14 protein-coding genes are annotated in these 13,581 nt (G+C 49.6%); 12 read left to right on the top strand and 2 right to left on the bottom strand.

Annotated elements, in window-relative coordinates; all coding sequences use genetic code 11:
• Positions 1-114: 114 nt before the first annotated feature.
• Positions 115-768: an isoprenoid biosynthesis glyoxalase ElbB gene (gene elbB, locus ACWHYD_RS13165; RefSeq protein WP_447962487.1), complete on the top strand. Its 654-nt coding sequence runs from the start codon at positions 115-117 to the stop codon at positions 766-768.
• On the opposite strand, the gene ACWHYD_RS13160 is transcribed toward elbB, so the two are convergent.
• Positions 700-1,137 carry a YbaN family protein gene (locus tag ACWHYD_RS13160; protein WP_447962486.1) on the bottom strand — a complete coding sequence of 146 codons (438 nt, stop codon included), beginning with the start codon at positions 1,135-1,137 and terminating at the stop codon, positions 700-702. The two genes, elbB and ACWHYD_RS13160, sit on opposite strands and share 69 nt — an antisense overlap.
• Before the next feature lie 214 nt (positions 1,138-1,351).
• Between ACWHYD_RS13160 and ACWHYD_RS13155 the strand changes: the two genes are divergently transcribed.
• A complete protein-coding gene (locus ACWHYD_RS13155) occupies positions 1,352-1,711 on the top strand; it encodes a hypothetical protein (protein ID WP_447962485.1) in 360 nt (119 codons plus the stop codon).
• 245 nt (positions 1,712-1,956) lie between these two features.
• Here the strand turns inward: ACWHYD_RS13155 and ACWHYD_RS13150 are convergent, their stop codons facing one another.
• Positions 1,957-2,928: a multicopper oxidase domain-containing protein gene (locus ACWHYD_RS13150; RefSeq protein WP_447962484.1), complete on the bottom strand. Its 972-nt coding sequence runs from the start codon at positions 2,926-2,928 to the stop codon at positions 1,957-1,959.
• A 323-nt stretch (positions 2,929-3,251) separates the two neighbouring features.
• Between ACWHYD_RS13150 and ACWHYD_RS13145 the strand changes: the two genes are divergently transcribed.
• The 10 genes from ACWHYD_RS13145 to ACWHYD_RS13100 all read left to right on the top strand — a co-directional run bounded on the left by ACWHYD_RS13145 (position 3,252) and on the right by ACWHYD_RS13100 (position 13,577).
• Positions 3,252-5,078 (top strand): sigma 54-interacting transcriptional regulator, encoded by a 1,827-nt coding sequence (locus ACWHYD_RS13145; RefSeq protein WP_447962483.1) that lies wholly within the window; start codon positions 3,252-3,254, stop codon positions 5,076-5,078.
• A 141-nt stretch (positions 5,079-5,219) separates the two neighbouring features.
• Positions 5,220-6,662, top strand: coding sequence for a sensor histidine kinase (locus tag ACWHYD_RS13140; RefSeq protein ID WP_447962482.1), 1,443 nt, complete (start codon positions 5,220-5,222; stop codon positions 6,660-6,662).
• Positions 6,649-7,308 carry a response regulator transcription factor gene (locus tag ACWHYD_RS13135; RefSeq protein WP_447962481.1) on the top strand — a complete coding sequence of 220 codons (660 nt, stop codon included), beginning with the start codon at positions 6,649-6,651 and terminating at the stop codon, positions 7,306-7,308. The genes ACWHYD_RS13140 and ACWHYD_RS13135 overlap by 14 nt, the downstream gene beginning before the upstream one ends.
• 360 nt (positions 7,309-7,668) lie before the next feature.
• A complete protein-coding gene (locus ACWHYD_RS13130; protein WP_447962480.1) occupies positions 7,669-8,145 on the top strand; it encodes a DsrE family protein in 477 nt (158 codons plus the stop codon).
• A 33-nt stretch (positions 8,146-8,178) separates the two neighbouring features.
• Entirely contained in the window at positions 8,179-8,748 is a 570-nt protein-coding gene (locus ACWHYD_RS13125; RefSeq protein ID WP_447962479.1) for a TlpA family protein disulfide reductase, read from the top strand.
• Between the two features lie 49 nt (positions 8,749-8,797).
• Positions 8,798-9,400: a cytochrome c biogenesis CcdA family protein gene (locus tag ACWHYD_RS13120; RefSeq protein ID WP_447962478.1), complete on the top strand. Its 603-nt coding sequence runs from the start codon at positions 8,798-8,800 to the stop codon at positions 9,398-9,400.
• Entirely contained in the window at positions 9,334-9,555 is a 222-nt protein-coding gene (locus ACWHYD_RS13115; protein WP_447962477.1) for a hypothetical protein, read from the top strand. The genes ACWHYD_RS13120 and ACWHYD_RS13115 overlap by 67 nt, the downstream gene beginning before the upstream one ends.
• 186 nt (positions 9,556-9,741) lie before the next feature.
• A complete protein-coding gene (locus ACWHYD_RS13110; protein ID WP_447962476.1) occupies positions 9,742-10,989 on the top strand; it encodes a DUF1015 domain-containing protein in 1,248 nt (415 codons plus the stop codon).
• Between the two features lie 981 nt (positions 10,990-11,970).
• Positions 11,971-12,429, top strand: a complete 459-nt coding sequence (locus tag ACWHYD_RS13105) for a GNAT family N-acetyltransferase (protein ID WP_447965875.1) — start codon at positions 11,971-11,973, stop codon at positions 12,427-12,429.
• The gene (locus ACWHYD_RS13100) at positions 12,426-13,577 is read left to right on the top strand and encodes a JmjC domain-containing protein (protein WP_447962475.1); all 1,152 of its coding nucleotides are present in this window, start codon (positions 12,426-12,428) and stop codon (positions 13,575-13,577) included. Before ACWHYD_RS13105 ends, ACWHYD_RS13100 begins: the two co-directional genes overlap by 4 nt.
• Positions 13,578-13,581 lie beyond the last annotated feature (4 nt).

Genomic DNA, 13,581 nt, shown 5'->3' with positions numbered 1-13,581 from the left:
GATTGACCTTCATCCCAGAGTCATACTAGCGTAACACCTATCACGAAATTTTTGGACCGTTTGGGTTGGGGCTGTTGTCCCTTCTACGGTGCATTCAGGGAAAAGGAGGAAATTATGAAAAAAGTGGCGGTGATTCTTTCAGGTTGTGGGTTTTTAGATGGAGCTGAAATTACGGAAGCCATTAGCACGCTCATTGCCATCGGTCAAAACGGAGCTGAATATGAGGTCTTTGCGCCCAATAAAGATGTTGAGGAAACGAATCACCTCACTCAAAAGCCCACAGGACAGAAGCGAAATGTGTTGCAAGAAGCCGCCCGCATTGCTCGTGGCGAGATTCAGTCGTTAGAACAACTCAAAGCAGAGAATTTTGACGCCCTGGCATTTCCTGGAGGTTTCGGAGCCGCGTTGCATCTCTGTGATTTTGGAAAAAAGGGGAGTGGGGGCCAAATTGATCCACAGGTGGCCAGGATCGTGAATGAGTTTAGCGACAGTCATAAGCCCATCGCGGCCATTTGTATTGCGCCGGCCATCATGGCATTGGCGTTGGGAAAAAAAGGCATTAATGTGACCATCGGAGAAGATGCAGGAACCGCATCCGAATTAGAAAAAACCGGTGCCAAACATCAGAATTGCGCGGTTGAAAAATATGTCGTAGATCATAGCAATAAAGTTATCACCACGCCCGCCTATATGTATGGCTCAGCCAAGCCTCACCAGATTTTTGCCGGGGTCAGTGGTGCGATTGCTGAGTTGATTAAGATGGCATGAGGGCTTGGGTCGAGTCCAGATAAACATTAGAACCCCAGTGCCAATGCAGACGAGAAAGATGGTGAGGAGAATCGAAAAGGGGAAGGCAAGAAGAGAGCACCCGAACAGGGCAATGATGCAAGCCGTGGCCATGAGCTTGGCATTCCGACTGATGCTGCCTTCTTGTTCCCAATTCTGAATCATTGAGCCCAAGAAGGGTTGTTTGAGTAGCTGTGCATGCAGGCGAGGAGAACTTTTGGAGAAGCACCAAGCGGCAAGGAGGATAAAGGGAGTCGTGGGCACGAGTGGAACAAATATTCCTAAAAGCCCCAGACCAAGACTGATCCACCCTCCGACCAGCAGCAGAAGTCTTACAGGCGAGACTGGCATACGAGTGAGCCTTACTGGTGATGAGTGGTTTCTTTCGAGGTTTTCGGATAAAGATGTTTTCGGCCTCAAACCATGAAAAATTAAAGGGGATGGCTGCCAAAGGAGGGTGAGTGTCTGGCAACAAAGAGGATCAGGAGCATTCATCAGACACCCAGGAGTTCGCCAATTGCAACATGATTTCAAAACGGTGCGTTTACATCTAAAGGAGGTGAAGATGGGACCGACAAAAGTCATTGCCAAAGCGGGTGCACTCTACGAAGTCAAGACCGACAAACTGGTTCAAGATGGTCTTCCGACACGTACGGAGCAAGAAAGCTATGCGGCACAGCATTATATTGCTCTGCCCGTTATTGATAAGGCCGGGAAGCAATGGGTGCTTGAGGGGCAACCGGTGTTTTGCCTTCACGGAACGCAATACGAAACGGTCGACGATCAAAAAGTTCATTTAGCCCGATGCCCCGATTGCGGGGGAATGGGGATCCGAGATGATGAACCGTTGGTGGAATCGGATTGTATCCGATGTGTCCAATGCGGGCATGAATTTGATACCCGGCTGGAAATGATGGAAACCTGAGAGTGTAAAGGCATCCCTGTCTTTTCAGGCTTGAGCAGCGGCGCTGTTTGGGAGGCAGCGTTCAGGTCATTGAGGGTGTGTTTTCGATTGTGTCCCGGCCGGGCAAAAACTGTTGGGCAGAAAAGACGAGAATGTGTGTATTGAGGGTAGGGGCAGGCCCGATTCTTCGTGGGAGGCGATGAAGGTGCCTCCCACAAAGAGATGAGCGTTCAGTTTGAGAGGAGGCCTGACGGTGTCCTCTTCTACTATTTGCTGGTTGTTTCGGCGGCTTTGGGACCTACCGAAGGCATCAGAGGAAGCTTCTCGGCTTCATCACTCACTTCAAGAAGAGCAATGGCGCCGGTGAGCGCATCTTTCAGTGAGTGGGTCACTATCGGATAGACGCCTTTTTGTTCCACGACGACATCCAGAATGGCACCATCTGCCGCACCGATCACCTGGGTCTGGACCCCTTGCATGCGGTTAGCTGGATTTCCGCTGGCCCATACATCGTCCCAGATTTCCGCAATCGGATGAAGTGAGGAAAAATTATTGGGGCCGATGTTGACAAAATAAAACCGTACCCGCTCCCCCGGCTTGGCGGTGAGGAATTCTCCTCCTTTTGTGGCATGAACAGGGTCATACTTAAATATCCCGCCGTTGAACACAACATGGTCATTTTTTGCGTCCATCATTGCCTGGACGTCATCAGGATCTTTCGTAAATAACTCTGATTGCACCAGCACATATTCCCGGTCAGCCTTGGGCATCGCAGCGGGATCTTTCGGGTCAACAATGACGGCGCCGAACATGCCACGGGCGATATGTTGAATCATTGGAAACGCACCGCAGTGGTAGGCAAAGACTCCTGGCCGTTTAGCCTCCCAAGTATATTCCAGCGACTCGCCAGGGTTCACATCGCGATAATTGGCGAGGAAATCCGTTTCAGCCGCATGAAAGTCCATGGAATGGGGGCGACTATTATTTTCATGGTTTTTGAGGATGAAATGGACTTGGTCACCTTCGGTCACGCGTACGACGGGACCTGGAACCTGTCCGTTAAAGGTCCATGCTTTATAGGTGGTGCCTTTGCCGTCAATGACCACTTCCGTTTCCACTGCGGTCAATTCCACTGTGACTTTCTTGGCCTCGACTTGTGAGACAAAGGTAGAAACACTCCCGGTCATGGCTAAAAGCGCAATGGCCAATCCCATCCGGCCTGAATGTCGATTTTTCATTCTTTAATCCTTTCATACGAACATAAATATGATGATTGAAGATGATGTCTGCCTATCTATGCCCATAGATGCAACACCATATGTATAGTCTTTATAGCAGATTATGTGCCACTCATGAAAAATTCATAAGTTATTGATTTATAAGTGTTTATTTTGATTAATTTAAATTTTTATTCAACAATAATTTGTTGCATAGCAATATTTTGCTGAACAACAACATAATATTGTTGTTTAATATGATTATTGCTGCGTTATCTTTCAACATTTCAGTAGCCCGGTTATAGATGAAAGAGACCTACAACCGGATAAGGACCAACGAGTCAATGAACAATGGAAAAGACAATTACATAGCAGAAATGCGGTTTCGGGCCGTTGCCCAGTCGTCTCACGATGCCATTATTATCGCGGATCAATCAGGGACCATCCTGTTCTGGAACAAGGGGGCCAAAGACATCTTCGGCTATGACAGTGAGGAGACCGTCGGCCAACCTCTTACCATGCTTATGCCAGATCGATACCGGCTGGCGCATCAAGCCGGGCTTGAGCGATACAGCAAGAGGGGGGAGACGCGAATTCTTGGAGAGACTGTGGAACTGAGTGGTCTGCGCAGAACCGGCGAGGAATTCCCCCTCGAACTCACGCTTTCGGCCTGGGAAGAAGAGCGTCGGCTTTTTTTCAGCGGAATCATTCGAGATATCTCTCAGCGAAAAGAAGCCGAAGAAGCCCTTCAGCAATCGGAAGAAAAATATCGTGCCATTTTCAATCAAGCGGTAGAAGGGATCTACCAGGCGACACCTGCCGGTGTTTTCCTCAATGCCAATGCCGCCCTGAGCCATTTATTGGGATACGACTCCCCCCAAATATTAATGGAAGCCATCAAAGATATCGGTCGCCAACTATATGTGGAACCGAGAAAACGGGAGGAATTTTGTCGGTTGCTGGAGCAAAAGGATGTCATCACGGATTTTGAGTCGCAGGTCTATCGGGCGGACGGGACACCAATCTGGATTTCAGAAAATGCCAGGGTAATCCGCAATGCGGAAGGAGCTGTGCAGTGGTACCAAGGATTCCTGGTTGATATTAGTGGACGAAAACAGGCCGAAGAACTCTTGGAGCGGCAAAACCGGTTGCAAGCAGAAAACCGGTACTTGCAGGAAGAAGTGCTCGAAGCCGGGGCCTTCGGGGATCTCGTGGGACAAAGCCCGGCTCTGCACAATGTGATCCGTCAAATAGATCTTGTGGCACCAACGGAGGCCACCGTGTTGATTCTCGGTGAATCCGGAACCGGTAAGGAATTGGTTGCCAGGGAAATTCACAAACGGAGTCAACGGAAAGACCAACCGTTAATCCGAGTGAATTGTGCCTCAATTCCTCGAGAGCTGTTTGAAAGTGAATTTTTCGGCCACGTGAAGGGAGCCTTCACCGGAGCGGTCAAAGATCGGGCCGGGCGATTTGGAGCTGCAGATGGGGGCACCTTGTTCCTCGACGAGGTTGGGGAGATTCCCTTGGATCTTCAAGGAAAATTTCTGAGGGTCTTGCAGGAGCAACAATATGAACGTGTGGGAGAGGAACGCACCAGACATGTCGATGTCAGAGTGATTGCTGCGACCAACAAGAATTTAAAACAGGAGGTGGAGACCGGTGGATTCCGGCAGGACCTGTATTTTCGGCTTAATGTCTTCCCTCTTGAAATGACTCCCCTCCGCGAACGAAAGGAAGATATTCCGCTCTTAGCCGAGTATCTTCTCGGAGTGACATCCAAAAAGCTACACTGTGTGCAACCAAGACTGACGGAAGCATTGGTGGGGCAATTACAACGATATAACTGGCCGGGAAATGTTCGAGAGTTACAGAATGTCATTGAACGAGGTCTGATCCTTTCCGGACAGCAGGGATTGTCATTCGATATTCCTCAATCGGGAGAAGGGCGATCCTCCTCACAGCACCGGGAGCCCAGGGTTTCGGCCAGAGTCTTGAGTGTGGTGCCCGAACAAGAAATGCGGCGTCGGGAACGGGACAATACCCTGGCGGCTCTTCAGGAAGCGGATTGGAAGATTTATGGGAAAGGCGGCGCAGCCGAACGACTCGGAATTAAACCCACCACACTGGTGGCCCGCATCAAAAAAATGGGGATTGTGAAGGGAGGGTAAACGTCTTTGGTGAATAGAAGAAAAGAGGTGAGTCATAGTGGTAAAGCCTCACCCCTATTTCCTGATTTGGGTTGATCTAGCTCATTGGTCATACATTCGGAGCGGTCGGAGCACCTGAGAAAAGTATTGCGGAACCAATACATGAATCCTTTCACCCTGTATCTTATGATTGGTGGGGGCGGTATGGCCGCTTTGGTGATGGGCGTTTTCCTTCCGGGTGTCTGGCCAGGGTTGCGCTGGTCCCATGAGCCCCTTCATTCCACATTGGAAACGGTCGGCGGATTGGCCGCCATTTCCATGGGAATTGTGTTGCTACAAAGGACCACTGAACACACCAATCAGAAGTTTTATCCCATCGCAGGTGGTTTTCTCGGCATGGGCATTCTTGAAGTCTTTCACGCGCTATCGATACCGGGGAATGGATTTGTCTTGTTGCGGGGCAGTGCAAGCTTGTTGGGAGGTGTGGGTTTCGGGCTGATGTGGCTCTCTGCAAAGCGAAAACATCATACGACGATTAAATGGATGCCGTGGGTGATGACTGGCGGAGCCCTTGCCCTCGGCTTATGGACGATTGGATTTCCGCAATATGTACCGGTGATGGTTCGTGAAGGGGCATTCACGCCAGCCGCAGTTGCTCCCAAAAGTTTTGCGAGCATGTTGTTTTTTGCCGGATCGCTTCGCTTCTTTTTGGATTACCGAAACTCGGGTCGATCGGAAGATTTCCTCTTTGCCTCATTGGCCCTCATGTTCGGCCTTGCAGAATTGATGTTTACCTATTCCGTGATCTGGGGCAGTCGATGGTGGTTTTGGCATGTCCTGCGGTTGATGGTGTATTTCTTAATCCTGTGGTATGTCGGGCGGGGGTATCTGGCCACGGTCTCTGAATTACGGACATCATTGGTCCAAACCAAACAGGCTGAACAAGCTAGTCGTCGCAGTGAAGAACAGCTTAGGACGGTTTTGGAAGACCGGGAACGTATGGCCCGGGATCTTCATGACGGAGTCATTCAATCGACATTTGCGCTGAGGCTGAATCTGGAACGGTGTCAACGGCTTATTACACAGAACCCCAAGGAAGCCCTTGCCGGGATTAGTGATGTCTTGATGGAACTCAAATTCGTGATTCAAGACCTGCGCCGACATATTAATGGTCTTGAACCGGAATGCCTGAATGGACAGCAATGGGTAGAAGAGATGCGCACGCTTGTGCATACGGTGGAAAAATCCCAGAACCTGCTCTTACACCTGCAGATCGATCAGGAGGCGGCCGATATGCTTACGCCGGAGGAAGCCACCCACCTGCTGTTTGTGGTGAAAGAATCCATCAGCAACAGCGTGCGGCATTCACATGCAACGTCAGGCACTGTGTCCCTTCAGGCGCGGGAAGGGGCCGTGTGTCTTGAAGTGACGGACAATGGTCTGGGCTTTGATCTTGAGAATACGTATGAGGGGGTTCACGGATTAAAAAATATGGCCGCACGTGCTAAGCGTTTGGGAGCCTATTTTCAGGTGTGGTCAAAACCTCACCGGGGGACCCGAATTGTTTTTGAGATTACCAAGGAAGGGGGCCATGCCCGGGCGTAACATACCCACCATCCGTCTTTTATTGGTCGATGATCATGAGGTGCTTCGCCTGGGCCTGAAAACGCTCTTTACCGAAACAGAGAAGATTGAGGTCGTTGGTGAAGCAGGGACCAGGGCTGCGGCGATCTCAGCGGCCGACCGGCTTCATCCCGATGTGGTGCTCATGGATGTCCGTCTGCCGGACGGGAGCGGTATTGACGCCTGTCGTGAGATTCGGAATGCCTCTCCTGAAACCCGTGTGTTGTTTTTGACGTCCTTTGCCGACGACCAAGCGGTGATGGCTACTATCATGGCAGGGGCCAAAGGCTTTCTGTTGAAAGAAATCAGCGGAGAAGAATTAGTCCGAGCGGTACAAACAGTCGCTGAGGGGAAATCTATCCTCGATGCTGCCACTACAGAACGGGTGCTCACCAGGATCCAGCATCTCTCCCTCCCTTCCCCTGACGGTAAAAAAGAGACGTTGGCTCCTCAGGAAATGAAGGTATTAACCCTGGTGGCCGAAGGAAAAACCAATAAGGAAATTGCCGTCGCACTCGACCTGAGCGATAAAACCGTCGGCCATTACCTTGAAAATATTTTCCAGAAATTGCAGGTAACCCGCCGCTCGCAAGCTGCGGCAGAGTTCGTCCGCCGATTTTCTCCCTAGGGGCTATTGAATCGTTCAAATGTTTTGCGGTTTCATTAGCATATGAGTGGCTGAAACTCATACCGTTAAAATTGAGGGAGTGTTCAAAAATGCTCGTCCAGCAAGGCTGCAGCCGATTGGGCGGGCTGAGCGTACGGAGGAGTACGTGAGCACGGCCAGGCGGCGAAGACGCCGCTGGCGGCATTTTTCAACATTCCCATTAGGGGCATTTACCCCTATTCGCATACGGGAAGATTAGTCGCCCGGCTCCTGGTGTTCGCACCTACCGCTTTCATCTCAATTCAGACACAATAGGCTCAGACGATGAAGACTCCCAAACGGAGCCTGTTCTCATCCACTGTTCAATCCAAGGAGGCCGTCATGCCGAATTTCATTCCTAAACCCTTTCTGATGCTCTCGACGTTAGTGTTTGCTTGTGTGTATGGACTTATTTTGAGTCCCGGTTTGGTTCTGGCAGATAAGACTCCGAACCAGGACAAAGTGAAAGTGTTGTATCACCTGGATAGTAACGACCCGGCTCTCGCCAAATACGCGATGGCCTTGATTAACAAACATATCGAAGCCGAAGGCGGACCGGACAAAATTGACCTGGTGCTGGTCGTGCATGGTCCGGCCTTGAAGTTATTTGAAAGCGATACGGTCGATCAGGAGTTGAAAGATAAATTGAAGGTGGTCATTGACAAGGGTATCAAGGCCGAAATGTGTCAGGTCTCGATGAAACTGTATGGGACACCGCTTGAGAAATTGGTGGCCGGATTCACACCCACCGAGCATCCGGTTGCCGTGAAGCGCATTGCCGATCTTCAACGCGCAGGCTATGTGTATATCAAACCGTAAGGAGATGATATGCGGATGAGATTTTGTATCTCAATGAGACAAAAAAATACCGCATACAGTGGGAGCCTCTCAGGCTCCCACCGGGGACGGTGGTTCGGGGCAATTAGAGGCGGGGTGGCCGGATTCATGATGGTCACCCTGAGTCTTGTCTTCGGTGTCCTGGCAGCTACCGGCGGTCCATCCGTGCCGGCTCCGGAATTTCAACTCCGGGCATTTGATGGTCATATCTACAGCAAGGCTTCCTTACATGGTCGTCCTGCCCTTCTTGTTTTTTGGGCGCCATGGTGTCGGTATTGCCAAATGGAATTACCGATACTCGCAAAATTTTATCAAGGCAACAAACCAGATCAGCTCCAGGTTTTGACCATTGCCTTCTCAGACAGTCTGGCCCATGTGGAAGAATATGTCACATCCAACCCCGATACCTTTGTCTATCCCACGGCCTATGATCGGGATAACGTCGTGGCGCAAACATTCGGTGTCAATGCCACCCCGACATTTGTGGTGATGGATGCACAAGGGGAAATGATCCTTGCCCATCGTGGTGCAGGGATCAACCGGAATCCCCAGTACCAGGAGTTTCTCAACGGTTTAAAGGAATAACACGAAGCCCCGTTAGAGGGCCATTCGGTTTTTCACGGACAGAAGGCTCATGATGGAATCCGTCACACAAATTTCTCAGATCACCTTGTTTTCAGCATTTGGAGCCGGGCTCCTGTCATTTGTTTCCCCTTGCGTGCTTCCTCTGATGCCGTCCTACGTCTCATATATCACGGGACTTTCCATTGACCAACTCAGAGCTCCCACGGGTCGGCACCACGTTCGGAAGACAATCATTGTCAATTCCCTGTTATTTATCGGAGGGTTTTCGGTCGTCTTCATCGCGTTTGGCCTCTCGGCCAGTCTGTTCGGCCAATGGCTGTTTAACTATCAGGACTATCTGCGAAAGATCGGAGGAGGGCTGATTGTCCTGTTTGGTCTGTATGTGTTGGGGCTGTTCAATTTTGGTTTCTTGTCTCAAGAAAGGCGGCTCCATTTTCAGAGCCGCCCGATAGGCTATTTGGGTTCTTTTCTCATCGGGGTCACCTTTGCCGTAGGCTGGACCCCCTGTGCGTGGGTCCTATCCTCACGTCTATCTTATTGTATGCCGGCACCACGGATACCGCTGCTGATGGACTGGCCCTCCTCGTGTTCTACTCACTTGGTCTTGGACTTCCCCTGCTTGTTACCGCTGTATGGCTCGATCGGTTCTTGACCCATTTCCGGCAGATCCGGAACTATGTTAGACCGCTCTCCATCATGAGTGGATTGCTACTGGTGGCAGTCGGCGGTCTCCTCTATACCAATTCATTCTTTCTCCTGACGAGCTATTTGGAACGCTCGGGTATTGGATGGTATATCGGCCAATAGTTCATTCTCGACTGCCGTCTCCGGTTATCAATTTCTTTCCTGCCAATTTACGTAAATACGTTGCCCGGCCACAATAATATCGTTTACCCTTGCGACTAATGAATGCGGGGATCCGGCTCTGCGGACAATAGCCGTGGTTCATTTGAAATACTTTCGAGCATCCATTTAAAAAAGGAGAATGACCGTATGGCGACTATTGCGCCGTTCCGAGCTGTAAGGCCCAAATCTGAATTAGCGAGTCAAGTAGCGGCTCCTCCCTATGATGTAGTTTCTTTGCAAGAGGCGCGTGATTTAGCGGATGGAAACCCCCATTGTTTTCTTCGAATTGGCCGGGCAGAACTTGAGCTTGGTGATGGGGTCGACCCGTATTCCGCCGAGGTCTATCAACGAGGGGCTGACAATCTCCGGAAGCTCATCAACGATGGCGTGTTGGCTCAAGAATCACAACCACTGTTGGGGATCTACCGACAAAAGTGGGGGCAGCATGAGCAAACCGGCATTGTGGCCTTGGCGTCCGTCGACGAATACGACCGGGGTTTCATCAAGAAGCACGAATATACCCGGCCGGTCAAGGAAGCCGATCGAGTGAAAATTATTGAAACTCATGAATCGCAATCAGGTCCGGTTCTGCTCTTTTTTCGCCAGACGGCCAAAATTGATCAATGGTTAACAGGGGTAACAAGTACGACGCCGGATGTGCATTTTGTCGCTGAGGACAAAATTGGGCATACGGTCTGGAGTGTGCGAGATCCATCCGCCATTCAAGAGGTCATCAAGGACTTCCAAGATCTTCCAGCATTATATATAGCGGATGGCCATCATCGGTCGGCGGCGGCTAGTCGGGTTCGTTCCTTACGTGGCCACTCCAGCGCATTGCCCGCTGGAAAACACGAAGAGGGTTTTTTGGCAGTCATCTTTCCACATGACCAATTACAAATCCTCCCTTACAACCGTGTCGTTCGGGATTTGAATGGACTCACTTCAAAAGAGTTACTCGATCAATTAGCCCTGCACTTTGAATTGCAAGTGACTGCGCAGCCAGGCAAACCACCTGCCGCCGGTTTCGATATGTATCTGGAAGGGCAATGGCATCGGGCAAAGCCCAAACAGGATCCGTCGTTGAATAGTCAGCAGGACCCGGTGCGTGCACTAGCCGTTTCAGAATTGACAGAGCGGGTGTTGGATCCCTTGCTAGGCATTAAAGACCAACGGTCCGATCCACGGATTGATTTTGTGGGCGGCATTCGCGGAACCCAACAACTTGCGGAGTTGGTGGATAGTGGGGACTGGGCTGTCGCCTTCTGGTTGTATCAGACAACCGTTGAGGAATTGATGGCGGTTGCCGATGCGGATCGCGTCATGCCTCCCAAAAGCACCTGGTTCGAACCCAAACTCCGGGATGGCCTCTTCATCCACATGTTACGAGATGAATAATTGAGTCAGGCGGGTCGATGAAGTGCATCGGTGGGTTCCGACTGGCTAGCCTTTGTAATGCAAAATTTAAGATTTTATAAATACCAAACGTTATGGGAAATAATGCCGAATAGTTGCATCGACTTCATGAGCTTCTCAATCGAATGAAAATTTCATTAGAAATAAAAACAGTAGCCGAATCCTATGCTGAAACTTAGGCAGCGAATTCCTTGTTAGAAGGACAAGGGAGCATTGTGATAAGGGTTGGCTCCTAATATTTTTAATCGCGACACTTTTCCACGATGTCAATTAGGAGTATATATTTTTCAATTATCCTCTTCACCGTTGCCTTATGGCACATCGTGATGTGTAGTAGACCATTTCGATGTAAATGAAAAAAATCCTAAATATATTAAGAGACGGATTCAAATATTTGGCGCCATTTTTTCTGATTTTGTGGCCATTGGTAGTACTTTATGACTTTGTGAGCCCTTGGCCACCATCAGAGCAGGTGTTATCAAAGTACAAAAATGAAATTGTCTTATTGTCAGGCTTTCATTCCAACACCTATGGTTCACACAAACAATATTCCAGAACTTATCTCTTTATTAAACCTGATCTTTTAACATCAAAAACGGTGAAAATCACTACAGAATCAAATGGTCTTCATGAAGTGGAAGAGCATGAGGGAGGTCTAATACGCATATTCGCTTCTTATATGGCTTTCATGGTTATCACTTGGTGGTTTTGGTTTAGGGGCAGATCAATACATAGCTAGACTAAAGCCAAATGTAAGCGAATTGGGCAGTCTGCTAATTGCGCCTAATTCAATGCACTGCTTAATCATTTCGAAAGAGTTGCATCTATTCAGCACGGCTTTCTCTGTGTATAGCTTATGTGGGGACATTTGTGACCGACGTGAGTTAATTGTGAAAAGGTCTACCTATTCATATTAATGGGATTGGTTCTAATGAATTCAGATGATTCCATTCTATGGTAAATATTCAGTGGAACTCTACGTTTTTTAAAGACTTGACTGTCCAACAGTTGTATGACGTATTGCAGTTGCGGGTGGATGTGTTTGTGGTGGAGCAAAAATGTGCGTATCGGGATTTGGATGAGTATGACCGACATCCAGAGACCAGGCATCTTTCGGGTCGTGAAGAGGGTGAGCAACTAATCGCCTATGCGCGGATTCTTCCGCCTAGTCTGCGGTATCCCGAAGTCAATCTTGGGCGGGTTGTGGTAAAGGCTGATTTCCGTAGGCAGGGGATTGGGCATCAACTGTTACAAGCAGCCTTGCAGGAGATATCTGGTTGTTGGCCTAAGACTCCTATTCGAATTTCTGCACAAGAGTACTTGCAAGCGTTCTATTCAAAATATGGATTTTTTCGGGTATCGGAGGTGTATTTGGAAGATGGCATTCCTCATGTTGAAATGGTGAAAGATATGAAAATATGAAAACTCTCCCTCTAGGTGATCTTTCACTTGAGACGTTTCTAAAAGATTATTGGCAGAAGAAGCCGTTGTTGATTCGGCAGGCCTTGCCCGGGATCAAGCCGCCGATTGCGGCTGATGAATTGGCCGGTCTCGCTTGCGAAGGGGAGGTCGAATCGAGGCTGATTGTTCAAGATCCTACGAGTGACCAATGGGAACTCACCCATGGCCCGTTTACTGATGCGCCATTTACCAGTCTGCCAACCACGCATTGGACCTTGTTGGTCCAGGCTGTGGATCATTGGGTGCCGGCCGCCGCTGACTTTCTTGCGCAATTTTATTTTATTCCCAGTTGGCGGGTTGATGATTTGATGATCAGCTATTCCGGCGACAAGGGTGGTGTCGGTCCGCATTATGATAACTATGATGTGTTTTTAGTGCAGGTCAGTGGTCGTCGGCAATGGGAAGTGGGTGGCATCTATGATGAAACATCTCCTCGTCGTTCGGATGTTCCGGTCAAGATTTTGTCCGAATGGAAACCGGAGCAACGGTGGATATTGGAGCCCGGCGATCTCCTTTATATACCCCCGCGTGTGGGACATAACGGAATTGCCGTGGGTGAGGATTGCATGACCTGTTCTGTGGGATTTCGCGCGCCGTCTCATCGGGATATCCTGCTTGACTATTCCGAGTCGGTGGGAGAAGCGCTGAGCGAAGAGGTTCGCTATGCGGATCCGGATCTGGCTCCTCAAGCCAATCCAGGCCAGATTACTTTCGAGGCGGTTAAGAAAGTCCAGAAAATCTTTACCCAGTATGTCGAGGATGAGGACAAGCTGGCTCAATGGTTTGGTTGTTATATGACCTCTCCGAAATACCAGGATGAAGAGGTGCCGCCGGAGGAACACCGTTTGGAAGATATTCGTACCCATCTTGCGAAGGGAGGCAAGCTTGTTAAAAATGAAGGCTCACGCTTTGCGTTCCATGAACATGGAAAGAATCTTTGGCTATTTGTTGATGGACGTCAGTATACCTGCAGATCGCTCCTGACCGATCTGGTAAAAACCTTGTGCGCCGAACGCATGATTAGTTCGGATCAATACGTCTCGTCGGAAGGACATGATTCCTTACTCCTCGATTTGCTGAGCCATGGGAGTCTCTATCTTTCTGACTGAAAAA

It is taken from the genome of Nitrospira sp. Ecomares 2.1 (assembly GCF_965152585.1).
This window is presented reverse-complemented; position numbering and strand designations above follow the sequence as displayed.